The organism is Prescottella sp. GW823-FHT02E09, assembly GCF_058797375.1.
In genome coordinates this window covers 139,968-165,823 of sequence record NZ_JBXAJP010000001.1, presented here as the reverse complement: position 1 = coordinate 165,823, position 25,856 = coordinate 139,968, and the positions used below count along the sequence as shown (strand labels likewise).

At 66.1% G+C, this 25,856-nt stretch carries 23 protein-coding genes and 2 pseudogenes; 13 read left to right on the top strand and 12 right to left on the bottom strand.

Features of this window, described 5'->3' with window-relative positions; translation table 11 throughout:
• The first annotated feature begins 151 nt into the window (after nt 1–151).
• The 5 genes and pseudogenes from AC1RIF_RS00785 (at nt 152) to AC1RIF_RS00765 (ending at nt 4,517) form a co-directional block, all read left to right on the top strand.
• Nucleotides 152–2,077, top strand: coding sequence for a flavin-containing monooxygenase (locus AC1RIF_RS00785; RefSeq protein ID WP_492599472.1), 1,926 nt, complete (start codon nt 152–154; stop codon nt 2,075–2,077).
• 8 nt (nt 2,078–2,085) lie between these two features.
• Nucleotides 2,086–2,271: pseudogene (locus tag AC1RIF_RS00780) on the top strand (TetR family transcriptional regulator); the annotation flags it as partial.
• Between the two features lie 370 nt (nt 2,272–2,641).
• Nucleotides 2,642–2,779, top strand: a complete 138-nt coding sequence (locus AC1RIF_RS00775) for a hypothetical protein (protein ID WP_492600140.1) — start codon at nt 2,642–2,644, stop codon at nt 2,777–2,779.
• Nucleotides 2,780–2,923: 144 nt separating this feature from the next.
• Entirely contained in the window at nt 2,924–3,868 is a 945-nt protein-coding gene (locus tag AC1RIF_RS00770) for an alpha/beta hydrolase (RefSeq protein ID WP_492599471.1), read from the top strand.
• Between the two features lie 172 nt (nt 3,869–4,040).
• The gene (locus tag AC1RIF_RS00765) at nt 4,041–4,517 is read left to right on the top strand and encodes an alpha/beta fold hydrolase (protein WP_492599470.1); all 477 of its coding nucleotides are present in this window, start codon (nt 4,041–4,043) and stop codon (nt 4,515–4,517) included.
• Here the strand turns inward: AC1RIF_RS00765 and AC1RIF_RS00760 are convergent.
• The 5 genes from AC1RIF_RS00760 to AC1RIF_RS00740 form a co-directional block, all read right to left on the bottom strand.
• Entirely contained in the window at nt 4,510–5,463 is a 954-nt protein-coding gene (locus AC1RIF_RS00760; RefSeq protein ID WP_492599469.1) for a cyclase family protein, read from the bottom strand. The two genes, AC1RIF_RS00765 and AC1RIF_RS00760, sit on opposite strands and share 8 nt — an antisense overlap.
• A gap of 77 nt (nt 5,464–5,540) precedes the next feature.
• Nucleotides 5,541–6,557, bottom strand: coding sequence for an acyl-CoA dehydrogenase family protein (locus AC1RIF_RS00755; RefSeq protein WP_492599468.1), 1,017 nt, complete (start codon nt 6,555–6,557; stop codon nt 5,541–5,543).
• Nucleotides 6,554–7,687, bottom strand: coding sequence for an acyl-CoA dehydrogenase family protein (locus AC1RIF_RS00750; protein ID WP_492599467.1), 1,134 nt, complete (start codon nt 7,685–7,687; stop codon nt 6,554–6,556). Before AC1RIF_RS00750 ends, AC1RIF_RS00755 begins: the two co-directional genes overlap by 4 nt.
• Before the next feature lies 1 nt (nt 7,688).
• A complete protein-coding gene (locus AC1RIF_RS00745; RefSeq protein ID WP_492599466.1) occupies nt 7,689–8,471 on the bottom strand; it encodes an enoyl-CoA hydratase/isomerase family protein in 783 nt (260 codons plus the stop codon).
• A 39-nt stretch (nt 8,472–8,510) separates the two neighbouring features.
• Nucleotides 8,511–9,623, bottom strand: a complete 1,113-nt coding sequence (locus AC1RIF_RS00740) for a zinc-binding dehydrogenase (protein WP_492599465.1) — start codon at nt 9,621–9,623, stop codon at nt 8,511–8,513.
• Nucleotides 9,624–9,814: 191 nt separating this feature from the next.
• On the opposite strand from AC1RIF_RS00740, the gene AC1RIF_RS00735 reads away from it, so the two are divergent.
• The 4 genes from AC1RIF_RS00735 to AC1RIF_RS00720 all read left to right on the top strand — a co-directional run bounded on the left by AC1RIF_RS00735 (nt 9,815) and on the right by AC1RIF_RS00720 (nt 14,251).
• Entirely contained in the window at nt 9,815–11,227 is a 1,413-nt protein-coding gene (locus tag AC1RIF_RS00735; RefSeq protein WP_492599464.1) for an aldehyde dehydrogenase family protein, read from the top strand.
• 35 nt (nt 11,228–11,262) lie between these two features.
• Nucleotides 11,263–12,852 carry a long-chain-fatty-acid--CoA ligase gene (locus tag AC1RIF_RS00730; RefSeq protein WP_492599463.1) on the top strand — a complete coding sequence of 530 codons (1,590 nt, stop codon included), beginning with the start codon at nt 11,263–11,265 and terminating at the stop codon, nt 12,850–12,852.
• A complete protein-coding gene (locus tag AC1RIF_RS00725) occupies nt 12,849–13,463 on the top strand; it encodes a hypothetical protein (protein WP_492599462.1) in 615 nt (204 codons plus the stop codon). Before AC1RIF_RS00730 ends, AC1RIF_RS00725 begins: the two co-directional genes overlap by 4 nt.
• Nucleotides 13,464–13,645: 182 nt before the next feature.
• Entirely contained in the window at nt 13,646–14,251 is a 606-nt protein-coding gene (locus tag AC1RIF_RS00720) for a Cif family virulence factor (protein WP_492599461.1), read from the top strand.
• Between the two features lie 448 nt (nt 14,252–14,699).
• Here the strand turns inward: AC1RIF_RS00720 and AC1RIF_RS00715 are convergent, their stop codons facing one another.
• Nucleotides 14,700–16,064, bottom strand: coding sequence for an MFS transporter (locus tag AC1RIF_RS00715; RefSeq protein WP_492599460.1), 1,365 nt, complete (start codon nt 16,062–16,064; stop codon nt 14,700–14,702).
• A gap of 333 nt (nt 16,065–16,397) precedes the next feature.
• Entirely contained in the window at nt 16,398–16,802 is a 405-nt protein-coding gene (locus AC1RIF_RS00710; protein WP_492599459.1) for an AMP-binding protein, read from the bottom strand.
• Between the two features lie 172 nt (nt 16,803–16,974).
• Between AC1RIF_RS00710 and AC1RIF_RS00705 the strand changes: the two genes are divergently transcribed.
• The 3 genes and pseudogenes from AC1RIF_RS00705 to AC1RIF_RS00695 all read left to right on the top strand — a co-directional run.
• Complete coding sequence (locus tag AC1RIF_RS00705; protein ID WP_492599458.1) at nt 16,975–17,715, top strand: FadR/GntR family transcriptional regulator; 741 nt, start codon at nt 16,975–16,977, stop codon at nt 17,713–17,715.
• A gap of 93 nt (nt 17,716–17,808) precedes the next feature.
• Nucleotides 17,809–18,045 carry a hypothetical protein gene (locus AC1RIF_RS00700; RefSeq protein WP_492599457.1) on the top strand — a complete coding sequence of 79 codons (237 nt, stop codon included), beginning with the start codon at nt 17,809–17,811 and terminating at the stop codon, nt 18,043–18,045.
• Nucleotides 18,038–18,316: pseudogene (locus AC1RIF_RS00695) on the top strand (transcriptional regulator); the annotation flags it as partial. The gene AC1RIF_RS00700 and the pseudogene AC1RIF_RS00695, both read left to right, overlap by 8 nt.
• 42 nt (nt 18,317–18,358) lie before the next feature.
• On the opposite strand, the gene AC1RIF_RS00690 reads toward AC1RIF_RS00695, so the two are convergent.
• Nucleotides 18,359–19,246 (bottom strand): hypothetical protein, encoded by an 888-nt coding sequence (locus tag AC1RIF_RS00690; RefSeq protein ID WP_492599456.1) that lies wholly within the window; start codon nt 19,244–19,246, stop codon nt 18,359–18,361.
• 50 nt (nt 19,247–19,296) lie between these two features.
• On the bottom strand, nt 19,297–19,875 hold the full coding sequence (locus AC1RIF_RS00685; protein WP_492599455.1) for a hypothetical protein: 579 nt from the start codon (nt 19,873–19,875) through the stop codon (nt 19,297–19,299).
• Between the two features lie 77 nt (nt 19,876–19,952).
• On the opposite strand from AC1RIF_RS00685, the gene AC1RIF_RS00680 reads away from it, so the two are divergent.
• Complete coding sequence (locus AC1RIF_RS00680; RefSeq protein ID WP_492599454.1) at nt 19,953–21,365, top strand: cellulase family glycosylhydrolase; 1,413 nt, start codon at nt 19,953–19,955, stop codon at nt 21,363–21,365.
• 3 nt (nt 21,366–21,368) lie between these two features.
• Here AC1RIF_RS00680 and AC1RIF_RS00675 read toward each other — a convergent pair whose 3' ends face one another.
• The 3 genes from AC1RIF_RS00675 to AC1RIF_RS00665 form a co-directional block, all read right to left on the bottom strand.
• Nucleotides 21,369–22,553 (bottom strand): CaiB/BaiF CoA transferase family protein, encoded by a 1,185-nt coding sequence (locus tag AC1RIF_RS00675; RefSeq protein WP_492599453.1) that lies wholly within the window; start codon nt 22,551–22,553, stop codon nt 21,369–21,371.
• Nucleotides 22,550–24,232 (bottom strand): oxalyl-CoA decarboxylase, encoded by a 1,683-nt coding sequence (gene oxc, locus AC1RIF_RS00670; RefSeq protein ID WP_492599452.1) that lies wholly within the window; start codon nt 24,230–24,232, stop codon nt 22,550–22,552. The genes AC1RIF_RS00675 and oxc overlap by 4 nt, the downstream gene beginning before the upstream one ends.
• Before the next feature lie 140 nt (nt 24,233–24,372).
• Nucleotides 24,373–25,842 (bottom strand): FAD-dependent oxidoreductase, encoded by a 1,470-nt coding sequence (locus AC1RIF_RS00665; protein ID WP_492599451.1) that lies wholly within the window; start codon nt 25,840–25,842, stop codon nt 24,373–24,375.
• Nucleotides 25,843–25,856: the final 14 nt, after the last annotated feature.

The following is a 25,856-nucleotide window of genomic DNA, read 5'->3' as shown; positions in this document are numbered from 1 at the left end:
AGACTACGAGTCTGGTAAATGGGATGTAGGTATGGACAGGCTCCGTCGGGTGGCCTACTGTCCCGAACTACATGACGTGCACGGGTGTGTTGCGTGCCCTTCCCGTCCCGCGACTCCCGCCCCGGATCGCCTGGCCTGCAAGGAGATTTCCATGACCTCCGGTACCGCTGCACCGCTTCTCTCGGACGACGATGCGGCCGCGGAGGCGTTGACGGATCGTCTGCGGCAAGCCGACCCGGCCGTCCTACTGGCGGTACTGGCTCAGGTCACCGGGGACGTTGTCGTCCTCGACCGCCATGCCGGCGCCATCTCGCACGTGCCCGACGCGCCCGAGATGGCCGGCGTCGCCGATCCCGACACGGTCGCCGCGATCGTCTCGGAACTGAGCGCGGCGCTGGCCGCCGATCGCCGAGCGCCCGGCCTCGCGCCGGACGACCCGGATCTGTTCGCCCGACTGGTTCCACTGGCACTCGGGGTGACGCCAGGCGACGAGTTTCTGCCGATGCTGCTCGAGCAGGGGGGATTCCACACTGCGCAGCCCGTGTTGCCGCGCACTGCACCGTTGCCTCGCACCCTGGACCTGGTGATCGTCGGTGGGGGACTGGCGGGCATCGCGGCCGCGATCGCCGCCGCGCGCGAGGGCATCGCGTACGAGGTCCTCGAGCGAAACGACGGGCTCGGCGGCACCTGGCTCGTCCAGAACTACCCCGGTGTCGGTGTCGACACCCCCTCGTCGTACTACTCACTGTCCTCCGAACTGAATCCCGACTGGACCAGCTACTACCCCAAGGGCGGCGAATACCAGGACTACCTGCAGGCCGTCGCCGACAAGCACGGGATACGCAGACACACCCGCTTAGGGATCGAGGTCGAGTCGCTCGTCTGGGACGACGCGGAACACCGATGGGACGTCCACGTGCGCTCGACGGACGGCACCCGTTCGGTGACGCACGCCGCGGCGGTGATCACCGCGCTCGGCTACCTCAACCGCCCCCAGTTCCCGCGGGTCGAGGGTCGAGACTCCTTCGCCGGCATCAGCGTCCACTCGGGGGAGTGGGATCCCTCGCTCGACCTCGCCGGGAAGCGGGTCGCGGTGATCGGGGCCGGGTGTACCGCCGCGCAGATCGTCGACTCCATCGTCGACGACGTCGCGCACCTGACGGTGTTCCAGCGTCAACCGCACTGGGTGGCCCCGCGCAAGCGGGACAGCGACGACGTCCCCGAGCATCACCGGTGGCTGTCGCGGCACGTCCCGTTCTACGCGAACTGGCTGCGGCTCAAAGCCTTCTGGGGGTCGGCCGACAGTGCCTACCCGGTGGTGATCGTCGACCCGGAATGGGCGTCGACGCACCTGTCGATCTCGCGGGCCAACGACATGCTGCTGCAGGACTGCCTCGCATACATCGACCGCACGTTCGGTGCCGGGTCGGAACTGTCCGCGAAGGTGACGCCCGACTTCGCACCGTTCGGCAAGCGCATCATCCGCGATCCCGGCGACTACTACCCGGCGCTCACCCGCGACCACGTCGACGTCCTCGTCTCCGAACCCGCCCGGATCGTGCCGGAGGGCATCGTTACCCCGGACGGCGATCTCGTGGAGGTGGACGTCATCGTGTACGCCACCGGCTTTCACCTGGACTTCCTGTCCACCATGGACATTCGCGGTCGAGACGGGCGTGCGCTGGTCGACGAGTGGTCCGGCAACCCGCGTGCGTACCGCGGCGGTACAGTCCCCGGGTTCCCCAACCTGTTCATCACGTCGGCGCCCAACACCAACCCGAGCCACGGCGCCGGCAACAACTTCGGCATCGAGGTGGCCGTCCACTACATCGTCGAATGCCTGCACCTGCTGGCCGAGCGCGGCGCCCGGTCTCTCGAACCTACGAGGGAGGCATACGAGGCATACGTCGACGAGATCGACCGGGCGATGGAGAACACGGTGTGGCGGCACACACCGGGTGCCCACACGTACTACCGCAACGACAGCGGCCGCGTGATCGTCGCCAGCCCGTGGCGGCTGGTGGACGTCTGGCAGCAGCACCGCGCGCCGATCGAGGAGCACTTCATTCTTCGATAGCCCGCCCCATGCCAGGCGGTTCCCCGTGGGGAAGGGGATCCGCGGCGGTCGGCTACGCTCGTCACATGGCCCGCACGATGCCGAATCGCCAGGGTGACGCCACCCGGATACGCCTGATCAAGACAGCCGAAAAGCTCTTTGCCGCGCAGGGAGTCGACGCGGTGTCCGTGCGTGCAATCACCGCCGCGGCGGGCCAGGGCCCGGCCGCCGTCCACTATCACTTCGGCTCCAAGGAAGACCTCCTGTCCGCGGTGCTGCTGGACGTCGGCGCCCGGGTCTCGCACGAGATCTCTGCGCGCGTCGAGGAACTGGCGGCGTCCGAGTCGCGTCCCGAGCTCGAGGACGTAGTCCGGGCGCTCACGGATCCGTATCTGGAACTGCTTCTGAATCAACGGGTTCGGGGCGTTCGCTGGATCAAAATCGTCGTGCAGGTGTCGCGCGAGGCGCGGCCGGCCGTCACCGCGACGGGTCAGGACGAATTGTCGTTCCGACTGGGGACCGGGTCCGCCGGGCACTGCCCGGCACTCCTTCCGAGCGGATCGACCATCGGTGGCCCATCGCGGTATGAGCTTCCTGCAGTCCCTCAGCAGGGTCGACGACTGGACGGTCGGCGTAACCCGTCAGAGCCGCGACGAACTGGTCGAGTTCTACGAGGATCTCGTGGCGTTCGTCGTCGGCGGCGCCGAGCGCATGCTGCGCTGAGGTCTGCCGCGTCCCTTCCTGTGTCGGGCCGTCCCGCTCCGTGGGCGCACCGGTTCTGGCCCGAGGTGCCCGTTCCTACCCTGGGTCGTGTCGAGCTGCAGCGCCATCGCTGAGTATGCCGTTCCGAGACAACAGGAGCCCGCGTTGATCGATCGCATTCACCCCGAACTTCGTAGCCTGATCCCCTCGCTCCCGAAGGTGGACATTGCCGAACCGGCTGCCTTCCGTGAGCGACAGCGGATCCGCGCGGCCGAGCTCGCCGCGGCGGTGGCGCGGCCGCAGGACATGGCGGTCGTCGACCGACTCGTCCCGGGGCCTGCCGGTGCGCCGGACGTGCCGGTACGCATCTACACACCGGGCGGAACGTCGGCCGGGACGGGCGCGCTGGTGTGGTTCCACGGCGGCGGCTACGTCTTCGGGGAGATCGAGGCGTCCGAGCGCGCGTGCGTCGAGATCGCGGACGAGGTGGGATGCGTCGTCGTGAGTGTCGAGTACCGGCTGGCGCCCGAGCATCCCTACCCTGCCGGGCTCGACGACTGCTTCGCCGCGCTCACCTGGGTCGCGGGTCACGGCGACGAGCTCGGGGTGGATCCGGCGCGGCTGGCGGTCGGTGGTGTGAGTGCCGGCGCCGGGCTCGCGGCGGCACTGGCGCTGCGGGTCCGCGACGAGAACGGTCCACGGCTCGTGTACCAGGTGCTGGACAACCCGATGCTCGACGACCGGCTGGAGACCGTGTCGGTTCGTGAGTTCACGGACACACCGCTGTGGACCCACGGGCAGGCGGTCCTGGGATGGGACTTCTATCTCGGCGACCGGTCGCAGGAAACGCCGTCCTATGCCGCCGCTGCACGCGCGATCGACGTATCGGGACTGCCGCCGGCGTGGATCTCGGCCAACGATCTGGATCCACTGCGTGACGAGGCGATCGAGTATGCGCTCCGACTGATGCGCGCCGGTGTGCCCGTGGAACTGCATCACCGTCCGGGAACATTCCACGGATCCAACGGATTTCCCGGAATCACGGTCTCCGATCGGACGCGTGAGGACATGCACCTCGGTCTGGAGGCGGCTCTCACGGTCCCGAACTGACGCCGGCCGACCGGCTCCACGTCGCCCGCACCTCGATCAGTCGTGCTCGAGGTGCGGGCTTCTGTGTCGGTGGGCTCGGAAGACTCCGCCATCTGTTCGCTGAATCTCTATCAGCGCAGTCGTATTCGGAACGATCCGACCGGATAGGGGTGGCGTCGAGATCTCCCGCTGAGTGGGAGGCAAGCACGATCCCGAGTCGATGGGCTACATCCACTGGCTCGCCGACGACGAGTCGACGTGGCCCGGCGAGGTCGTGCTCGACGACAACGAGATGCGCTACTACGCAGACGCATACGCGCGGACCGGATTCGGTGGGGGACTGAGCTGGTACCACAGCATCATCCGGAACTGGGAGGTGCACACCGAACAGTTCCCGGACGGCGTCGTGCCCAAGGTTGCGGTGCCCGCGCTGCTGGTCGCGGCGCGTCGTGACCCCATCTGCCACCCGATGCTCACCGACAACCTGCTGCAGTACTTCGAGACGTTCGAGCGCCGGATGATCGGCACCGGGCACTGGACTCAGCTCGAAGATCCGCGGGGCACCAACGAGATCCTTGTCGACTGGCTGGCCAGGCACTTTGAGTCGATCGCAGTCGGGCTCGTCACCTCGCGGTGTCGAGCCCGACTACCAGTCGGTTCTCCTACTTGATCGCGATCGGATTGACGGGGGATCCGGCGGCCTTGGCCACCTTGAGCGGTGCTGCGGTGTAGAGGAAGGAGTACCGCCCGTCCGATGCGCAGTCGGCTGCGAGGTCCTCGAGGTTGCAGATCTCGGTGAATGCGACGCCCAGGTTGCGCATCAGAGCACAGTGGAGTGTCATCGCGATCCCGTTGTTCGGATCGAAGGTGACCTCGTTTCCGATCGTGTCGGTGACGAGGTTCGGAATCTCCATTTCGTGGAACCACGTGACGAGTTCCGGGCTGTACACCAGGCCTGCCTCACAGAAGTTCTCGTAGAAGCCCGCACCAAGCTCGGCAGCGAGCTGCAGGAAGTTCGTGCGGATGAGAACGATGTCTCGCTTCTGGATCGTCACGCCCTGCGCGGCGGCGCACTCGTGGAGGTCATCGAGGGTGATCGTCTCGCCCTTGTCGAGGTGTGCCTTGTTGCGGAAGCGGGCGATGTCCAGCAGTACACCGCGGCCGACTACGCCGCGATTCGCGATCGGCACGATGCTTGCCTTCTCGAGGCCACCGACCGTGGTGCGGGCGTCGTAGCCGTTCCAGAGTTTGCCGTCGTACCAGACGTGCCCGAGCGCGTCGTACTGGGTCGACCCCTGAAGGAAGGTGTCGATCTTGTCGTCGGCGTAGTGCAAGCCTCCAGGGTAGTCCGGTGCTTCTCCTGTGTCCCAACTACTCTCGTCGAGGATCTGAGTGCGTTCGGCCTGTGTCCGACCGGGCCATACGGGATCGCCATTCGGGTCGCCGATAAGTCGCTGAAGGGTGAACACCGCGCCACGCGAGACTTCGGCGGTGCCGCGGAGAACCTCGTCGGGAGTCAAGTAGTTGAGGGCGCCGACTTCATCGTCGGGCCCCCATTTTCCCCAGTTGGTCGGTGAATCCTCGAGGAAGTCACCCAGGTAAGGAGAGTCAGTCATGTCAAGCTCGATCCTGCCGATTGATGGATTCTCTGGAAGCCCTCTGCTGGTTCATGTTTTGGTCGGCTGGGGGCGTGTCACAGGGTGAGTTCATTCCACAGCGCGTCCTCGCCACGCGTGAGCGCGAGCTCCGCGAGGATCTCGGCCCACTGTTGCTCTGTGGTCTCGGCGTCGCGCCAGGACCACAGGCTCTTGGTCAGTCTGTGGAGCGGGTACTCCTCGGTTACTCCCATTGCTCCGTGGAGCTGATGGCTGGTCCGCGCCACCAGCGTCGCGGCCTGTCCGCTCGTGACACGTGCCGTTGCGGTGACTGCACGTCGGCGGTCGTCGCCGGCGTCGGGGTCGAGTTGCGCCGCGAGTGCGTGCGTGAGCGCCGTCGCGGACTGCAGGGTCGATGTCTTGATCGTTGCAAGTGACGTTGCCACGGACGGGACGGACAGCAAGGGTTTGCCGAACTGTTCACGGGTACTGACGTACTCGCGAGTCAGCTCGTAGGCGGCCTCGGCGGCTCCGGTCAGGGCGGCTGCCCAGAGCAGACCCAACCGTGTCTGCACGTGCGATGCCGTGCAATCGGTATGGATGCGCGTTGCAGGTGCACGGTCGAGCGTCGCGTCTACGAACTCTGCGCCGGTGAGATCGCTGCCTCGTCGAATCGTGATCCCCTCGGCCGCCGGGTCGACGGTGTACGCATCGCCGTCGACGTAGACGATCCAGCTGTCCGCGTGTGCGCCCCAGGCCCCGGACGTCAGCGTCCCGGTCAACGTGCTGTCGTCGTTGACGATGACATCCGCGTTTGCGAACACGGTCCGAATACCGCTGCGGAAGTTGAGATCCGGTCCGGCGATCCAGTTCGCGACGGAGCTGTCCACGAGTGGCGAGCTGATTCCGTGCCGGCCGAGCTCGCGAGTCACGACCGCGAGCTGGTCGAGGGTGCCGCCCGCGCCGCCACGATCCTCGGCGACGTCGATGAGTGGCAGGTCGAGTTCGACCATGATCGGCCAGCTCTCCGGGAGCTCACCAGGCCGTGGTGCTGCGTGGCTCTGCGCGATGGAGCTGACCAGTTCGCGCAGCTCGATGGTGATGTCGTCACTCATGTGTGGACCTTCTTGCTAGCACGCTCCTGTCGAGCGATGAGGGAGAGGAGAACGTCTGCCGATCCACCTCGGATGCTGAACCCGGGTGACGCCAGAAGCGCCTGTCCATAGACGCCGCTCGAACTGACCGCTCGGCCTCCGAGGACGAGTCGCGCCAGTTCGGTGACGTCTTGTTCGAAGGAGTTTCCCAGGAGCTTCAGGGTTGCAGCTTCCTGGACCGGAGCAGCACCCGAGTCCATATGAACCGCAACCGCGTAAGCGAGCGTGCGGAGGGTCCCCAACCGGGCGAGGAGCTGACCCAGTGCGGGGTGATGGTCGCTCGGGAAAGACTCTTCCATCGCTAGAAGCTCTCGGAGCAGGGGATAGGTGGACAGTAGTCGCTCGGGTCCGCCCCGTTCGAACGAGAGTTGTTCGACAACCTGGCTCCAGCCGTGTCCGATCTCGCCGAGAACCCGATCGGCGGGGACGAAGACGTTCTCGAAGAGGACCTCGTTGAAATGGTGTTCGCCGGCGAGATCAACGATCGGAGTGACTTCGATTCCTGGAGAGTCGAGGTCGACGATGAACTCGGTCAGGCCGTCATGTTTGCGCTCGCCCTTGGCTGTCCGCGCGAGCAGGTACATGTGTGTCGTACGGTGCGCCCCGCTCGTCCAGATCTTTCGACCGTCGATCTGCCACCCGCCGGGCACCGCCGTCGCGGTCGTTCGCACCGAGGCGAGATCGGAGCCGGCCTCGGGCTCACTCATACCGAGACAGAAGGTGAAGTCACCCCGAATGATCCCGGGGAGGAAGTCTCGCCGCAGCTGGTCGGACCCGTGCCGGAGAATCGACGGGCCGATCTGCCGATCGCCGATCCAGTGCGCTGCAACCGGCGCGCCGGCGCGCAGCAGCTCTTCGGTGACGACGAACCGGGCGACGTTCCCGAGGCCGCCGCCGCCGAACTCGGTCGGCCACGTGAGACCGATCAGATGTCGGTTCGCGAGTTCGCGGCTGAAGGCCGGATCGAACCCACGCAGCCAGCTGTCACTCCGAGGCGTGAAACGGCCCGCGGCCAGCCACTCGGTGACCAGCTCACGAACCAGGTTGCGGAGGATTCGTGGATCGTCCCGCAGAGTCTGTGCGTACGTCATGTTATCGCCCCTGGTAGGAGCCGGCCCGGCGCTCATGGAAGGCGAGCCGCGCCTCCTGTGAGTCGAGAGTGGACGTAGCGACAGCCTGATGAGACGAGATCAGGTCGAGAGCCGTTCGCAGACTGTGGTTCTCGCTCTGACTCGTCGCGCGCTTGATCAGCTGGACCGCGACCGGAGGCTGTCCGGCGACAAGCCGCGCGAACTCCGTAACCGCTGCATCCAGTCCATCCACGGGATGTACTTCGGATACGAGGCCGATCCGCAGCGAATCCGCCGCATCGACGAACTCGCCGGTCCACATCATCCGCAGTGCCTGTGCCTTGCCGATGATCCGCGGCAGGAAGTAGCAGCCACCGTCCCCAGGGACGAGACCCACGCGGATGTAGCCCTGCGAGAAGCGGGCCGATTCACTCGCGAACCGGATGTCGCACATGAGTGCCATGTCCATGCCGGCTCCGACCGCGGGTCCGTCAACGGCCGCGATGTACGGCTTGTTCAGCGCTTCGGCGGCGAAGGCGACCTTGTGGACGCGGCGGGTGAGCAGCTCCTTCTCTGCCAGCGGTGTGCGCTCGCGCCCGTCGAGGACATCGAAGTCGGCTCCGGCGCAGAACGCGCCGCCCGCTCCCCGGAGGACGACGACACGTACGTCGCGGTCGTTCTCGGCGCTGTGGAGCGCCGCGGCCCACGCGTCCAGCATGTCCAGGGTGAACGCGTTCTTTCGATGTGGGCGATTGAGGGTGATCGTGGCTACGTGGTCTCGGACCACGTAATCGAGCTCAGCCATGAGGTTCCTTGTCTGGGCAGGTACTGGGACGGTCGAGGGTCACGGGACGATGCTCGGGCGCAGGACTTCGCGGGAGTCCGCTGCGCGCATCGCTTCGTTGATGTCCTCGAGTGCATAGGTGGTTGTCGCGGTGAATGATTCGGGAAGCTCGTCCTTCACCGCACTCAGGAACTGCAGGCTCTTCGACAGCGTGGCGGGTGCGTAGAGCGAGACGCCGATGATCGACTTGTTGGCCATTGTCAGGCGTGATGGGTCGGCATTGTAGGTGTGGCCGTAGCTGATGTTGCCGATGCTGACGTAACGGCCGTACCGGTCGAGCATCTTGAGGCCCTCCGGGACGACCTCGGGACGGCCGACGAGTTCCATGACGACGTCGACACCCCGACCGTCGGTGGCCTCCTGGACGAGCTTCAACCGTGCCTTCTCCTCGGTGACCTCGGAGATGTCGATGGTGAGGTCGGCGCCCATCTGGTCCGCGACTGCCAACCTGTCGGCCACACCGTCGACGACGATGACTGTCTGGGCGCCGCGGGCCTTCGCCAGCGCGGTCGCGTACTGGCCGAGGCCACCGGCGCCCTGGATGAGAACGGTCTCGCCGTACTGCAGATCAGCCCGGTCGTAGCCGTACATCACTTGGGAGAGAGCGCAGTTGGCTCCTGCGACGAGTTCGTCGGACAGATTGTCCGGAACTGTGTAGAGAAGACCGCCGGCAGGAATCATGTAGTAGTCGGCGAACGCGCCGAAGTAGTGCGGCGGCTCGGTAGCGTTGCCCAGCATGGTCATTGTCATGTTGATGCAGGATGCTGCGCGCCCGGTGGAGCAGTAGCGGCAGCGGTGGCAGGGATGGAAGTAGGGGAAGACGACCCGCGTTCCCTCAGCCAGCGGTGCGCCGTTCGAATCGTGCGTGACGCCCTCGCCGAGGGCGGCAACGGCGCCGACCATTTCGTGACCGAGGACGGTCGGCAGGCTTCCGCCGAGGCCACGGGTGTTGAAGTTTCCGTGCAAGGCGTGCAGGTCGCTGCCGCAGATGTTCGCCCGCGTGACGCGGATCAGGATCTCGCCGGGGAGCACGCCCCGGCCGTCGAGTGAGACCTCGTCGATCGTCAGCGGCTGATTCGGGCCGTCGAAACGTGCAATGCGTCCTTCGTACATGGGTCTCTCCACGGAGTTGGCGGGTCGGGGCGGGTCGTGGGCGCAGGTCGATCGGGGCTCCGAGTCGCGGCGGTGCCGCGTCGTCTCGTCGACTTCCGGCCATTTCCTGGCTACGAACCCTCATTGCATTTATGCACATAAACTGTATCATCCTCAATGTGACTCGGCCAACATTCATGAGGACAGGTGAGATGAGGGACAAGATCTATGTGGGGGGGCGCTGGCGGGCATCCGCCTCGTCGGGATCGCTGCCAGTGATCGACCCGACCACGGAGGAGGTGATCGCCCATGTGCCAGCGGGTGATCGCGCCGATGTCGACGCGGCTGTCGCCGGCGCACTCGAAGCCCGCGAGTCGTGGGCGCAGACACCGCTCGACCACCGCGTCGAATTGGTTGCGGCACTGCGCGAACGCATGGTCGCCTCTGCCGACCGGTTCGCCGAGAGCATCATGTCGGAAGTCGGCACCCCCGTGGCAATGGCACGAAAGCTGCAGGTGGGCCTTCCGGCGGCGTCCATGGGCCATTTCCTGGACGCCGCCGCTCGCGCAGACGGTCCCGAGCTGATCGGGAACTCCCGCGTCCACCGAGCACCGGTGGGAGTCGTCGCCGCGATCACTCCATGGAACTATCCGCTGTTCCAGGTCGTGGCCAAGGTCGTACCCGCGTTGTTGGCCGGCTGCCCCGTCGTGCTCAAGCCGAGCGAGGTCGCGCCCCTGACTTCGTTCCTGCTGGCCGAGTTGGTAGACGCAGTGGGCTTTCCTGCCGGAACCTTCAACCTCGTCAGCGGTGAGGGGCGCGAGGTCGGCCAGTATCTGGCCGGACATCCCGGCGTCGACTTCGTGTCGTTCACCGGGTCCACTGCCGCCGGAAAGTCGGTGGCACGGGCGGCCGCCGAGAACATCACGCGTGTCGCGCTCGAACTCGGCGGCAAGTCGGCCGCCGTGGTGCTCCCGGGTGCCGATCTCGCCAAGGCGGTGAAGGCGACCGTCAACAGTTGCCTGCTCAACTCCGGCCAGACGTGCCTTGCCACTACCCGTCTGGTCGTCCATCGCGACGACTACGCGGAGGCCGTGGACATGGCGACCGCCATCGTGGAGCGGTTCGCCCCGGGTGATCCCCGCGACCCCGCCACGCGTCAGGGGCCGATGGTGACCGCCGCACATCGTGATCGGGTGAGGGGATTCATCGATCGTGCCGTTGCGGACGGTGCCCGTGTGGCCGCCGGCGGGAGCGCCGCGCCCGAGGGGCTCGACCGCGGCTGGTTCGTCCGGCCGACCGTGATGGCCGATGTACGCCCGGATCAGGAAATCGCTCAGGAAGAGGTCTTCGGGCCCGTCCTGTCCGTCTTGTCCTACGAGGACGAGGCGCAGGCTCTCGAGATCGCGAACGGAACCAAGTACGGACTTGCGGGCTCGGTGTGGGCCGACAGCGAGGAGCACGCCACGGCATTTGCGCGTCGAATGCGTTCCGGGCAGGTCGATGTCAACGGGGGAGGGTTCAACCCCGCAGCGCCTTTCGGGGGGCGTGGCCAGTCCGGGTACGGGAGGGAGTTCGGCGTCCACGGACTCGAGGAGTTCTGTGAGCTCCAGTCGCTGCAGTACTGAACCCGAAACATCCACCAAGATCCTGAGAGGACCATATGAGTACCTCCCTCCGGTACGACATCTGCGATGCCCTGTGGCGTTTGGAGTCGGAGAATGCAGGCGGGACCGCGTTCATCTTCGACGGCAGGTCCCGCACGTGGGGTGAGACAGCCGACCGCGTACGCCGCGTAGCGAGTGCACTGCGCGCACTGGGTGTCGAAGAGGGTGACCGCGTTGCGATTCTGGACAAGAACAATCCAGCGTTCCTCGAGATCGCTCTCGGAGCAGCCTGTATCGGGGCTGCTCTCGCAGCGATCAACGTGCGCCTGGCTCCGGAAGAAGTCGCTTACATTGTGAACGACACCGAGGCCGCCGTCTTCGTGATCGGGGCCGAGTTCGGCCCGGCGATCGACGGGATCCGGGACCGGTTGAGCGGCGTCGAGCACCTCATCACTTTCGGCGCCGACTACGAGGCGTGGATTGCGACTGCAAACCCGCTCGTGGATGTGCCGCAGTTCAGTTCCGAAACGGTGTGCCTCCAGCTGTACACATCGGGGACCACCGGCAGGCCCAAGGGCGCGATGCTCACGCATCGAAACCTTGTCTCGCACAGCCATGCGCTGTCCGAGGTGATCGGCTTCGACCGAACCAGCGTCAATCTCGTCGCCATGCCGATGTTCCATGTCGGCGGGTTCGTGTTCCTGATGCTCTCCGTCTACCACGGCGCCACCATGGTTGTGGCACGGGACGCGAGTGCCACCCAGATACTCGAAGCTATCGACGTGCACGGGGTCACGCACACCTTCCTCGTGGCGGCGGTTCTCTCGGAGATGCTCGCCGGTCTCGATCACGACGACGTCGACCTGAGTTCGTTGCGCTCCCTCGCCTACGGTGCCGGTCCGATGCCGCTCCCGCTGTTGCGTCGCTGTCTCGAGGCGTTCGATGCCGACTTCTATCAGCTGTACGGGATGACAGAGACGACGGGCGTCGTCGGCGCTCTGCGGGCCGAAGACCATCGGAACCCAAGGTGCGCAGAACATTTCGCCTCCGCGGGGGCCGCCCTGCCCGGTGTCGAGTACATGATCGCGGATCCCGCGACGGGCCGCGAGGTGCCGACTGGGACGTCCGGTGAGATCCGGGTGCGTAGTTCCCACAACATGACCGGCTACTGGCGTAGGGCCGAGGCTACTGCGGAGACGATCACGGAAGACGGATGGCTCTGCACGGGCGATATCGGTCGGCTGGATGAGATGGGCTACCTGTACGTAGTCGATCGCCTCAAGGACGTCGTGATCAGCGGAGGCGAGAATGTCTACCCGGCCGAGGTCGAGCGCGTACTGGTCGAACATCCCAGCGTCGCGGAGGTGGCAGTGATCGGTGTTCCCGACCCCAGGTGGGGCGAGGTCGCCAAGGCGATCGTCGTCCCGGCGCCGGGACGGACCGTCGACCCTCAGGACCTGCTTGCCTTCTGCCGGGAGCAGTTGGCGGCCTACAAGTGCCCGAAGTCTGTTGCGGTGGTAACGGAACTACTGCGCAACGCGGCGGGGAAGGTACTCAAACGCGAACTCCGGCTGCAGTATTCATCGGAACTCTCCAGTAAACAGAACGTCGAGATCGGGATCGATCGGAAAGGAACACGACCATGAAGTCCGTCATGCGACGTTCTGCAGTAGTCAGCGGAGCGCTTGCCGGCGCCCTTGTTCTCACTGGGTGCTCCTCGCAGGAGCCTGCCTCTGAGACCGGTCGGCAGTCGGACACCGAGATCTCCGCGGCGGTGGTGCCGGCGTCGGCGACCGAGGAGCAGCTGCCGGTCCGGGACGATTGTGCGCAACCCGGGACGCCGCAGCTGGTGCAGGGCTGCGAGGTGCTCGACGATTGGCTCGCTGCCTTCAACGACAACGATGCCGAGGCGTACGCGGACAGCAACAACTACCCGCATGTCCGCGCTACGGGGCCGGCCGTCAAAGTCTGGCAAACGCGTGAAGACTATCTCCGAGACAACTCGACCGAGGTTCTCGCCAAGAAGGCGGAAGCGGCCAACTACCCGAACTGGAAGACGAGCCGGTGGGAGGAGAGACAGCTCATCCAGTCCGACGAGTCCGCCATGCACTGGGCTGTGCAGTTCTCCAGGCTCGACGAGAGCGGCGAGCCGATCGCAACGATACGAACGTTCTACGTTCTCACCAACGCGGACGGGCACTGGGGACTTCAAATTCGGTCCAGCTTCGCCGGCGTTTCCAACAACGCCGCGTACTAGCCGGGGCGGCCTGCGCCGGATTCATGTATTCCCGAACTCGATCTCCTGGGTTCGCTCGGATTCCGATTGACGGCCGAGAGTATCAGTGGCTACCGCTCTCCGGTCGACCTGTTCGTTCACTACAAACAGCGACGCTCCCGAATCGGGGGCGGTTGAGCAACTTATTTGGAAGGAACACTTCTGTGAAGGAAGTTGTACAACGTGTGGCAAGCGTAGGCAGCGCATTGGTTGCGACACTGGTTCTCGTCGGATGCTCTGAATCGGAGTCCACCGACCCGTCGGCCCAGTCGGCGGAGAGCACGGCCATAGCGACGACTGTGTCGGGCGACGCGCAGCTGCCGGTCCAGGACGACTGCGCCCAGCGCACGACACCGGAGCTCGAACAGGGCTGCAAGATCCTCGACGATTGGATCGTCGCCTTCAATGCCAAGGATGCCGAAGGCTACGCAGACGTCAACAACTATCCCCACGTGCGGGTTACAGGACCCGTCATGAAGGTCTGGGAGACTCGGGACGACTATCTTCGCGACAACTCGGCCGAGGTCCTCGCCAAGATACCCCAGGCTGCCGACTACCCGGGCTGGATGTCGACCAAGATCGACAAGAGTCAGCTGATTCAGTTCGATGACTCCGCCATGCACTGGGCCGTGCAGTTCACGAGGTACGACGGAGACGAGAAGCCGATCGCAACCCTTCGATCGTTCTATGTGTTCAACAAGGTGGACGGGCGCTGGGGAATCAAGGTGCGATCCAGTTTCGCAGGAATCTCGAACAATGCCGCCTACTAGCGAACTGGTACCGCGAACGACATCGCTGCGGTAGTCAGCGGATCTCCTGGCAGAGAACAGACTCAGCGTGAGTTCACAGCGGCCCCGGGGTGGAATGCACCGACATGCATTCCACCCCGGGGCTTTTCTCGATCCGTCGCCGACTGCCGACGGGCGCCTGCCTCGGTGCGCTTCCGTCGGACGTCGTCGGTCGATGCCGCGTCCGTCGTCCTCCCGAGTGCTTGTGATGCGGCCTGAGAGTAGGTAGGGCGAGAACCCGTGTGCCGACGGCGCGGATGGAACTGCTCGCGATGTGAACCGCGGAAAGCCCGTGGTTTCCGTCTGCCGCGACGAGGCGGAAGACGGAAACCACGGGCTGGAGGTCCGAACGACTGTTCAGATCAGTGGCCGGCGGAGACTCGGGTTCGGGTTCGAGTACTCAGCGGACGGTGGTCCCATCCGTTGATGCTCACACCGACGCTTGATCGACCGCGGGTTCGTCGTTCGAGCGATCGCTGTCGTCCGTCGCACCGGGCTTGTAGGTCTCGGGCAGCAGAAGGACCGACGCCAGGGTGACCAGTGCCATGACCATGACGAAGACCGAGACTGATGCGCTGGTTCCAGTGGAACTGAGCAGTGCGGTCATGATGAATGGGGTCGGTCCGCTGACAAGTATGGCAGACATTTGGTAGGACATGGTCGCCCCCGAGTAGCGCACGCGTGGCGGGAACAGTTCTGCGAGATAGATGGCGATCGGACCGAAAGTCATTCCAGCGGCGACGAATCCGACGAAGGATGCGATGCCGATGAGGACGATCGATGCACTGTCGACCAGCCAGAAGTACGGGAAGGCCCAAGCCACGAGTACGGCCGCGCCAGCGATGATCATGGGTCGTCGACCCACGCGGTCCGAGATGGACCCGCTGACATAGACGGACACGACCATTCCGACGCCGGCGATGAGGGACGTCGTCAGAAGAGCATTCCGCGAGAGTCCCAATGTCTTTGTGCCGTACGAAAGTACGCCGGTCATGATCAGGTAGGAGATCGCGTTGCTGGCAGACATCAGTCCGCCGCCGATCAGAATCAGGCGCCCGTGGGTTCGCAACGCTTCGCGGACGGGGGCCGGTTCGACGGTGGACTGCTTCGTTTCACTACGGGCCTTCAGTTGACGGAATTCGGGACTGTCCTCCACTTTCATATGGATGAACAGGACGATGGGGACGAGGAGAAGGCTTGCGAGGAACGGCACTCGCCAACCCCACGACATGAACTGCTCGGATGTCGTCAGGGTTGTGGCTGCGATGAAGACAATGCTCCCGAGGATGAAGCCGAGCGGCGCTCCCATTTGTCCGAAGGTCCCAGCGCGGCCCTTGTGGCGCGGACCGGAACTCTCGGTCAGGAGCAGGACCACGCCGCCCCATTGCCCTCCGACCGCGAATCCTTGGACGAAACGTAGCGCCACCAGCAGAATCGGCGCTGCGACACCGATAGTCGCGCTCGTGGGTAGCAGCCCGATGAGAACTGTGCCGACGGCCATCAAGGTGAGGCTGACTAGCAGGATGGGCTTGCGGCCGATTCGGTCGCCGAGCGATCCGAGAATCAGACCGCCGAGAGGTCGTGCGATGAAACCGGCCCAGAAGGTTGCGAACGAGAGCAGGATTCCGGTGGTTTCCGAGGCGTTGGGGAAGAAGAGTGGTCCGAATACGAGTGCTGCGGCCGTGCCGTAGATGAAGAAGTCGTACCACTCGAGCGCGCTGCTGACCAGCCCGGCAGCCATGAGTTTGCGGGGCATCTGAGAGCGAGGGGATGGGGATGACGCAGCATGTGTCATGTTCAGCTCGATTCTGGAGAGAGTTCGGGGTGGGGTGGTGTGGGGAGAAGGACGGAGTGCATCCCATTGGCCTTTGTGCAGCCGGGGTGTGACTGCATCGGCATAGCTCCGCCGGCGGCGTCGACTCGTTCTGTGCGTCGGCAGCGGGCGGTACGGGGTACGCGAAAGCTGCGCCTGTATGCATGGGAATGCGCGGGCGTTGTCAGATCAGCTTTCGCTGCGAAGTTCCGGTCCGAACGAGCGACCTGGCGGATCGGTAGCGATCGGCCTGCCCGCTACTGCGGAACGTAGGCGGTGGGGTGCGTGTCGTGGGTGCGGATTGTGGCCATGTTGTCAGCGGTAGTGCAGGCGCAGTTCGCGTTCGATGGTTCTGTCGGCGGCACTGCGCGGGCGTGCGGGGACCATGGAACCATTTGCAATGGTGGAGATTTCGTCGATCGATCGCCGCAGGTCGAGTGGCGTGAGCGTGTCACCGACGCGGGCTGCGGCCGACACGACCTCGACGCAGGTCCGGTCGTTCGCGCTCAGGGGCCCGACACGGCTTCCTCGAGTCGCTCCCGACGTCGTCAGCGCATTCGCCGGTGTGCGGACTCGTTGTTCTGCTTCTTTCCAGGTTCGGGTTTGCCGACCGAGTTTGAAGGCGGCGTGGGTGGGTGATTGTGTCTCCCGATGATCGTGCGCGTCACGCATGGTGATGTCGGCCCGGAGGCTCATCGAATCCAACGCTGCACCGGCCACCTCGCCGCCCTCTGTGAGCGCGCTCTGGCCACGATCAGATGGGGGCGTCCCGATGCGCAGGAGGCTGACGTCCGTCAGTGTTGCCTTGATCACTACGCAGACGATACAGTTTATGTACATAAATACAAGGGGCTACTTTGGCACAGAGAAGAAGTTCCATAAGGAGGGGATAGTGACGGATCCGGGGCAGTCCTGGCGGGCGCCGAAGTCATCTCAGCTGTTGGCGCACCGGCTGGCTCAGCCGATCCTTACTGGTGCACTCCAGGAAGGTGATCGCCTCCCGCGCGAGGTCGAAATGATGGACCGCTACGGTGCTGGGCGCACGACCGTTCGTGAAGCATTGCGACTTCTGGAAGCCCGCGGCCTGATCAAGCTCAAGACCGGGCCGGCCGGTGGGCCGATCGTGATGCGGCCCCGGAAAGAGAGCCTGAGTGAGGCCCTCACCTTGGTGCTGCAGTACGAACGCGCGTCATTCGGTGACGTTGCAGATGCTCGATGCTCCCTCGAGCCCATGCTGGCTCGGCGCGCCGCGGAGCGGGCAGATGACGATCAGTTGGACGTGCTCGAAGAAACGATAGAGCTGATCAAGCAAAACCCGGACGATCAGGCACTTCTCATCGAGCAGAACCGGAGATTTCACACGGTCATCGCGGAGGCGGCGCACAGTGTGGTCCTGGACGTTTTCGCGGCAAGTCTGACTGCGATTGCGGACGGCGGGCGTGCTGGCATCCAGTACTCCGAGCGCAACAGCGTGGCGGTGGCCAAGGCTCATCGTGAGATCCTCGACGCCTTGCGGGCGCGGGATCCTGAACGGGCTGAGATGGCGAGCCGCGCTCACCTCGTCGATGCCGTGAACTTCTGGAACAAGCGATACCCTGAGCAGATGAATCAGTCGGTCGACTGGCAGCTCTGATCAAGTTCGACGTGGAGCGGCGGCGCTCCGCACGGGTCATCGACCAATCTGCTGTTCTTCGGTTGTGCCGCCGTGCTGATCGGGTTGAGCTGGATGCTCCGCTCATCGGACTCGACCTTCGGCCTCACCGGGCTGCTGATTCCGGCGTTCTTCGCCGTGCTGGCGGCCGTGATGACCCGGCGCAGCAATCGGATCGGCATCAGGGGACGGCAGGTCGGGTACATCCCCGTGGCCGTTGTGTCGATCGTGGCGATCCCGTGGGTCATCGTGATTGCGCTCGGAGTCCTCGGCTTCATAGCCGAGTCGGACGAGTTGGCGGAGATTGGTTAGCGCCCAGCGTCGGATCCTGGGACTCGACGAGGTCGTCCATCAGACGACCAGACTCGCGATCCTGGCGATGCTCGGCGAATCGGACGGGGTCAGTTTCGTGTTCCTGCGCAACGAACTGGGCCGCACCGACGGAAACCTCGGTCGGCACCTCGACATCCTGCTCGGCGCGGGATGTATCGACGTGCATCGCGAGTACAACGGTCGACGGACCCGCTCGTGTATCCGGATCACCGACCTCGGCGCCCGCAAGCTACGCGAGGAGGCGGAGGTGCTCCGCGCGCTGCTCGAGGTCATTGACGGTCGGTGGACCTCGTCACCGCACCTCAGCAGTGCGGATTCCTGTGATGACGGGAACCAGTCGGTAGTGCAGGCGAACGGCCGTCGCACCCCACATCTTCAGGACATGGTCGGTCCGCGCGACTTCTTCGTCGTCGACGTACAGATGGAACTCCTCGTGGACCGGCACGCGGGCGGCGTACGTGCGCCCGCCGTCGATCACCGTGACATACGCGCCGTTGTCGCCGAAGCCCCCGGGCGGTGACGACAGCGTCATCGAACCGTCGGGACCGTTGGACGGGCGGAGATACACCTGAACGTTGCCCTGTTCGAGTGGGAAACTGACATGGACACTCGGCTGATCGTGACCTGGTAGCCCGCCGATGCGGTAGTAGCCGCTGAACATGTAATCGCCCGTCCGCCGGAGGGTTCGGAGCCAGGCGGACCCGGCATGGGCGCCGTCCGGGCCGACGATCGTCACGATCTCGCTGTCCACCCCGTGCGCGACCGCCAGTGAATCGACGGGCAGCGCAAGCTGTTGCAGCCGTTTGCCGTACAGCGACTCGACCACTGCGCCCGGACCTGCGAATCCGCGGGACCACTTCGTCCACGCGTCCATACGCCATAGCGAAGTGCGTTCATAGAAGCTTCGGATTGCCGGATGTACCGCCGCTGGATCGAAGCCGGGGCCGGCCAGGGCGTCCATACTCGGCAACAGCCCGTTCGTGGCCCCTCCGTCGCGAACGAGCCTGCCGCCGATGCGTTCCGCTTCGGTGGAAAGCCAACGGTCGGCGATGGCGCCGCGCCCGGAGACAGGTGCGGCCAACCATGCGTGATCGCCCTCGACATCGATCAGTCGGCCGATTGCCCGCCACCACAGTCGCGTCCCGCGATCGAGCATCGGCCAGCTGTTGGTTCTCCCCATACAGCGACGCTCTCACACCCGGACCGACCGTGCGGGGACGGCACTCCGAGTCAGCGCGATCCGACCTTCGCGGGACGTCGGGTGGGATTGGCCTGCGGCGCCGGTTCGGAGGTTCGGCGGAGTCGGTGTTCGAGCTGGTGCGCCAACCCGACGAACAGGCCCACGGCGGCGCCCCAGAGCGCCGCGATCACCAGGCCGAGCAGCAGCGCGATGGCGTAGGTGCCGATGCCTTGGTGGGTCTCGAAGCTGAGGAACACGATCCGCACCAGATTTCCTGCGGCGACACCGAGGACGGTGGCGAGCAGGCCCGATAGGAACGGGCGGCGGACCTCCCGGTGCAGCCGAGCCCACACCACTACGATCATCGTCAGCGCGGCGAGCGTGTCGACCAGCCAGAACGTCCACGTGGTGTCTCCGAGCGGGACCAGGCGCAGCGGCGGAACGCCGAACGGAAGCCCGATCGCGCTGGGAATCAACAGTTCCGGGTTGAACGTGAGCACCCGGCCGGTGATCGTCCATGTGCCGAACAGGATCGAGACGAGCACGAGAGTCGTGGTCGCCGGCCAGGGGCTCGCGGCGATGCGCTGGAGCAGTGGCCTTGCCGAAAACGCCCCGTTCTGGACAGACATGGCGCAACATTAGCCCAGGAAGTAGGACGATCGTCCAGGTTTTGCGTGCGAAAGTGAGTGGTGGAGCGGTGGGGCGTGTGAAGTTGCTGTCCTTGGCGGCGGTCGGGGCGCTCGTGCTGGTGGGTGGGATCGGTGCGGTGCTGCGGGCCGATCCGGCGCCGTCGACGGCGTACATCACCGACGACGTCGGGCGCGCGCTGGTCCTCAACGGATTCAACACCGCGTCGAGCGCCAAGAGCACACCGGACGGGATGCCGCAGTTCACCGAGGCCGACCTCGATCGCGAGCACGCCGACATGGGAACCAACTTCGTCCGGTTCCTCATCTCGTGGCGGTCGGTGGAGCCCGAACCCGGCGTCTACAGTCAGGAGTATCTGGATCGGGTCGCCGAGCGGGTCGGCTGGTACTCCCGGCGCGGCTACAGCGTCATGCTCGACATGCACCAGGACCTGTACTCGAGCGCCATCACGCCGAGTGGCATGAACGGCAACGGTGCGCCGGGTTGGGCAACCTACCTGGACGGACTGCCGGTCGGCGACAACGACATGTGGGAGATGTACTATCTCGAGCCGGGCGTGATGCGGGCGTTCGACAACTTCTGGAACACCACGGGCGAGCATCCCGAACTCACCGACCACTACGCGAATGCGTGGCGCGCGGTGGCCGAACGGTTCGCCGACGATCCCGCCGTGATCGCGTACGACCTGATGAACGAGCCGTACGGCGGCACCCTGCAGGGCCCGGCGTTCGAGGCCGGACCGCTGACGGCGCTGTACCAGAAGACGTCCGACGCGATCCGTACCGTCGACCAGGACACGTGGGTGTGCGTCGCACCGCAGGCGATGGGCACCAACTGGGGGACCCCGAGTGGGCTGCGGCCGATCGACGACGCCCGCGACGGCGAGCAGCGGATCGCCTACTGCCCGCACATCTACCCGCTGCCGATGGATCTCGGCGGCGGGTACACCGGCGGTTCGCGCACGCAGGTGGACGCAACGATCGACACGTGGCGGGGCAACGTCCTGCGCACCGCCGCGGACCTCGGGAACGTGCCGATCATCCTGGGGGAGTTCGGACTCGACACGACGCTGCCCGGCGCGCTGGACTACGTGGACCGGATCTACGACACGGCACGCGAGATGGGCGCCGGCGTCTCCTACTGGTCGCGCGACCCCGGACCGTGGGGACCGTACGCCGAGGACGGAGCCGAACGGAACCTCGTCGCGACGCTCGACAAGCCGTACCCGCGCGCGATCGCCGGACAGCCCACCGGGTGGAGCGCAGCCGCGGACCGACTCGAATTCTCCTACGTGCCGAACCTGTCGATCACCGCGCCTACCGAGATCTATGTTCCCGCCCGGACCTTCCCGAACGGTGCGGATGTGCAGGGCGGGCGCGTGGCGGACTGGAACCCCGACACCCGCATCCTGACGCTGCGCGCGCCGGACACCCGGCAGGAGGTGACCGTCACCCTCACGCCGCGCGGCTGACCGTCACGCGTCGGGGCGCGGTGCGAACTCCCGGCGGAGCATGTCGCCGCAGTCGTCGAGTTCGGGGGAGGGGATCGTCGCACCGAGCGAATCCCACGTCCCGAATTTCAGTGGTGTGCCCGGGACGTCGAAGCCGCCGACGTTCTTGATCATCCCGCGCACCGCGATCTGATCGAGCTTGCGGGTGTCGTCGACGTTGAGGACGATGCCGACCGGTACACCGGCCTCGATCAGGCGGCCGCGCCATGCCTCGCCGGTGTCGGTGCGCAGCACGTCCTCCATCGCGGTCTTGAGTTCGACGTGGTTGGCGCAGCGGTCGACGTTGGTCGCGAACCGCCGGTCCGTCGGAAGGTCGGTGAGCCCCATTGCACCGCACATGAGTTCGAAAAGGTGGTCGTTGCCGACGGCGATCGCGATGGGGCGGTCGCGGCACCCGAAGGTGTCGAACGGGTACATGAACGGGTGCCGGTTGCCGAGTCTGGTCGGTCGCACCCGCGGACCGAGGGCGTCCATCAGTCCGTGTTCCATCAACGCGAACGTGCTGTCGAGCATCGCGATGTCGACGGTGGTGCCCCGACCGGTCCGCTCGCGGGCGACGAGGGCCGTGACGATGCCGCAGTACCCCATGATGCCGGCGGTGATGTCGGAGATCGACGTGCCCACTCGGGTCGCCGGACCGTCGGGCCAGCCGGTGGCGTCCATGATCCCCGACAGCGCCTGGATCACGGTGTCGTAGGCCGACTCCTGATGCATCGGTCCGTACTGGCCGAACCCGGACACCGAACAGACGACCAGCCGTGGATGCTCTGCGACGAGATCGTCGGGGGCCAGACCGAGACCCGCCATCACGCCAGGTCGGAAGTTCTCGACCACCACATCGGCGTGCGCGATCATCCTCCGCACCAGCGCCATGTCGTCGGGCTCCTTCAGGTTCAGCGCGATGCTCTCCTTCCCGACGTTCGCGAGGCGGTAGTACTCGGAACTGCCGTCATCGGCGAACGGGCCCATCTGCCGGGTGTCGTCACCGATGCCGGGACGCTCGATCTTGATCACCCGCGCGCCGGCGTCGGCGAGCATCCGCGTGCACGTGGGTCCGGCCAGCACGTGCGTGAAGTCGACCACCGTGATGCCCTCGAGGGCTTGCGGTTTGGTGGGGTCGAGGTGCCCGCCGGGATCGTGCTCGGTCATGTCTCCTCCTCGTGCACCGGACGGTTGAGCTTCTGCAGGTGCCCACTCTCGGTTCCCACCGCGGGATCGATGACGCAGTCGATCAGCGCGGGCTCACCCGATGCCAGGGCCGACCGCAGGGCCGCGGCCACCTCGCCGGGCGTCTCCGCGTGATAGCCGACGCCACCGAATGCCTCGATGACGGTGTCGTACCGACTCGAGTGCAGCAGCACCGTCGGAGCCGGATCAGCCGACTGCGAGTCGACCTCGTCGCCGCGGTAGACGCCGCCGTTGTTGAAGACCATTACGGCGACCGGCAATCGGTACCGGCAGATCGTCTCGACCTCCATGCCACTGAACCCGAATGCGCTGTCACCCTCGATCGCGACCACCGGAGATCCGGTCTCGACGGCCGCCGCGATCGCGTAGCCGAGTCCGACACCCATCACGCCCCACGTTCCGGTGTCGAGCCGGTGCCGTGGCCGGTGAATCGGAATGATGTTGCGCGCGTTGTCGAGGGTGTTCGCGCCCTCGCTGACGACGATCACGCCGGGATGCGCGGTGAGGACGTCCCGCACGGCACCGAGCGCGACCGCGAAGTTCATCGGATGCACGTCGGCGCGCAGCCGTGCTTCCATCTTCGTGGCGTTCGACCGCTTCTTCGCCTCGATCTCCTGCAGCCATTCGGCTGCCGGTGCGATCACGCCGGGCCGTATCGCTGCCAGCAGTGCCGCCGTCGACGACGCGATGTCTCCTGCGACCGGTGCCGTGACCGGGCGGTTGCTGTCGAACTCGGTCGGGCAGATGTCGAGCTGCACGAACCGGGTATCGGGGGACCACGTGGGCGGGTCGCCGTGCTCGAGCAGCCAGTTGAGCCGCGCCCCGACGAGGACGACCACGTCGGCGCTGCCGAGCACCAGCGAACGGGCCGCCGCCGCGGACTGGGGGTGGTCGTCGGGGAGCAGTCCCTTCGCCATCGACATCGGCAGGAAGGGCGCACCGGTGGCCTCGACGAAAGCGCGGATGTCGGTGTCGGCGCGGGCGTACGCCGCGCCCTTGCCCAGGATGATCAGCGGGCGCTGCGCCCGTTCGAGCAGGGCGGCGGCCCGTTCGACGGCGTCGGGTGCGGGAAGCTGGCGCGGTGCCGGGTCGACGATCGGCGGGCACGGCGTGCGCGGGGCGGAAGCGGCCAGGACGTTCGCCGGCAGGTCCAGGTACACGCCGCCGGGGCGGCCCGAGACGGCTGCCCGGACGGCGCGTCCGACGCCGAGGCCGATCAGGGTAGGGGAGTCGATCCGGTAGGCGGCCTTCGCGAACGGGCGGGCGGCCGCGAGCTGGTCGAGTTCCTCGTAGTCGCCCCGCTGGAGGTCGACGATCGATCGGTCGCTGGACCCGCTGATCTGGATCATCGGGAAGCAGTCGGTGGTGGCGTTCGCGAGCGCCACCAGTCCGTTGAGGAAGCCCGGCGCCGACACCGTGAGACAGACACCGGGTCGGCTGGTGAGGAAGCCCGCGGCCGCGGCGGCGTGCCCGGCGGCCTGCTCGTTGCGGAAGCCGAGGTAGCGGATGCCGCGGGCCTGCGCGGTCCGGGCGAGATCGGTGACCGGGATGCCGACGACTCCGTAGATCGTTGTGACCCCGTTGATTTCGAGCGCGTCGACGACGAGATCGTTCCCGTCGGCAGTCTCGACGTCGGTCATGTGCGCATCCCCGGACGGCTGGACTCCGCCCCGTGCGGGGCGACGGTCTCCTCCGAGTATCCACCTTCGAGCGGCCGAGGTCAGCAGGTGCGGACATGCCGGACCGATTGATCCGGCATGTCCGCAGTGTCAGCTCGCGGTCAGCCCCTCGCTGCGCTGATCCCGGCACGACGACCGAAGAAGCTGCCGTCGCCGAGTGACGTGCCGGACGCGTAGCCCCACGCGCAGACACCCGCGGTGCAGCGGCCGGCGGCGAACAGCCCGGGAATCGGATCGCCCGAGACGTGCAGCACCTCCGAGGCCGTATTGGTGCGCAGCCCACCGAGCGTGAAGCCCGCCGTGTAGTTGCGCAGATCAAGGGCCGCGATCGGCGAACCGATCGGCTTGACCCACTCGGGCTTCTTCCCGAGGACCGGGTCCTGGCCGTTCGCGGCGTGCTTGTTGTAGACCTCGACCGTCGACTGCAGGGTTCCCTCCGGCAGGCCCATCTCGGACTCGAGTTCCTCGACCGTCTCGGCGACCCACTTGGGCTGGAACCGGAAGAACGGCGTCGAACTCGGCGTCGTCTTCGCCTCCTCGTATGCGTCCTCGTCGATGATCAGGTACGCCTGATTGTCGTTCTGCAGCAACGTGAGCTGACCGATCCGGCCCGGATAGGTGTCCTCGTTGACGTAGCGCTGACCGCGCCCGTTGACGAGGATGCCGCGGACCATCATCTGCGGATCGCCGAAGAACGCGACCTCGGTGGCGTCCATGTGGGCGAGATCGGCGCCGAGGGCCTGCGCCATCCGGATCGACCGGCCGTCGTGCTCCTCGATCGCGGCACCCGGACGTCCGATCAGCCGCGGTGCGAACGCCTCGACCATGTCCTTGTTGTAGGCGAAGCTGCCGGTCGCGAGGACGACGCCCTTGCGCGCGTGGACGACGACGTCCTTGCCGTACTGCTTGGCCTGGACGCCGACGACCCGGCCGGTGGCATCGGTGATCAGCGTCTGTACCCGCATGTCGTACTGGGCCTGGACGCCGAGCGCCGTTGCTGTGTCCACGAGCGGCTTCATCAGCATGTAGCCCCCGCCCTTCTCGCCGACCTTCTTGTCGGCCATCTGCGGGATGTGGCCGCGCGGGGCCGGGGTGGCGATCGCGTTGAACGGCGCCGCGTTCTCGCCGCCGGAGTACATGAGGCCGTCGTCGAAGGGGGTTTCCCAGCCGGGCTGGCCGTAGAAGCTCTCCTTGAACGGCACGCCGCACTCGACCAGCCAGTTGTAGTGGTCGACGCTGCCCTCGCAGTACTCGGTGATCTTCGCTTCGTCGGCACCGGGCCCGAGCGCGGCCATCATGAAGGTCTTCATGTTCTGGGGGGTGTCGTCGAATCCGAGTGCCTTCTGCAGCGGGGTGCCGCCACCCATGTAGATGAATCCGCCCGCCAGGGACGCCGCGCCGCCCCAGCCGCCGGCCCGTTCCAGGACCAGGACATCCGCACCGGCACGGGCGGCTTCGACGGCGGCGCTGACGCCCGCGATGCCGTAACCGGCGATCACGACGTCGGCCTCGTAGTCCCAGGTCTCGATGCTTTCGGCGGACAGGGGACGAACGGGGGTTGCCTCGGACATTGGGGTAGATCCTT

What these genes read in the sequence shown, in the direction of transcription:
- AC1RIF_RS00785 (WP_492599472.1), top strand. Translation starts at nt 152, where the DNA reads ATGACCTCCGGTACCGCTGCACCGCTTCTCTCGGACGACGATGCGGCC.
- AC1RIF_RS00775 (WP_492600140.1), top strand. Translation starts at nt 2,642, where the DNA reads ATGAGCTTCCTGCAGTCCCTCAGCAGGGTCGACGACTGGACGGTCGGC.
- AC1RIF_RS00760 (WP_492599469.1), bottom strand. Translation starts at nt 5,463, where the DNA reads ATGACTGACTCTCCTTACCTGGGTGACTTCCTCGAGGATTCACCGACC.
- AC1RIF_RS00755 (WP_492599468.1), bottom strand. Translation starts at nt 6,557, where the DNA reads ATGAGTGACGACATCACCATCGAGCTGCGCGAACTGGTCAGCTCCATC.
- AC1RIF_RS00750 (WP_492599467.1), bottom strand. Translation starts at nt 7,687, where the DNA reads ATGACGTACGCACAGACTCTGCGGGACGATCCACGAATCCTCCGCAAC.
- AC1RIF_RS00745 (WP_492599466.1), bottom strand. Translation starts at nt 8,471, where the DNA reads ATGGCTGAGCTCGATTACGTGGTCCGAGACCACGTAGCCACGATCACC.
- AC1RIF_RS00740 (WP_492599465.1), bottom strand. Translation starts at nt 9,623, where the DNA reads ATGTACGAAGGACGCATTGCACGTTTCGACGGCCCGAATCAGCCGCTG.
- AC1RIF_RS00735 (WP_492599464.1), top strand. Translation starts at nt 9,815, where the DNA reads ATGAGGGACAAGATCTATGTGGGGGGGCGCTGGCGGGCATCCGCCTCG.
- AC1RIF_RS00730 (WP_492599463.1), top strand. Translation starts at nt 11,263, where the DNA reads ATGAGTACCTCCCTCCGGTACGACATCTGCGATGCCCTGTGGCGTTTG.
- AC1RIF_RS00725 (WP_492599462.1), top strand. Translation starts at nt 12,849, where the DNA reads ATGAAGTCCGTCATGCGACGTTCTGCAGTAGTCAGCGGAGCGCTTGCC.
- AC1RIF_RS00715 (WP_492599460.1), bottom strand. Translation starts at nt 16,064, where the DNA reads ATGACACATGCTGCGTCATCCCCATCCCCTCGCTCTCAGATGCCCCGC.
- AC1RIF_RS00700 (WP_492599457.1), top strand. Translation starts at nt 17,809, where the DNA reads ATGCTCCGCTCATCGGACTCGACCTTCGGCCTCACCGGGCTGCTGATT.
- AC1RIF_RS00690 (WP_492599456.1), bottom strand. Translation starts at nt 19,246, where the DNA reads ATGGGGAGAACCAACAGCTGGCCGATGCTCGATCGCGGGACGCGACTG.
- AC1RIF_RS00685 (WP_492599455.1), bottom strand. Translation starts at nt 19,875, where the DNA reads ATGTCTGTCCAGAACGGGGCGTTTTCGGCAAGGCCACTGCTCCAGCGC.
- AC1RIF_RS00675 (WP_492599453.1), bottom strand. Translation starts at nt 22,553, where the DNA reads ATGACCGAGCACGATCCCGGCGGGCACCTCGACCCCACCAAACCGCAA.
- oxc (WP_492599452.1), bottom strand. Translation starts at nt 24,232, where the DNA reads ATGACCGACGTCGAGACTGCCGACGGGAACGATCTCGTCGTCGACGCG.
- AC1RIF_RS00665 (WP_492599451.1), bottom strand. Translation starts at nt 25,842, where the DNA reads ATGTCCGAGGCAACCCCCGTTCGTCCCCTGTCCGCCGAAAGCATCGAG.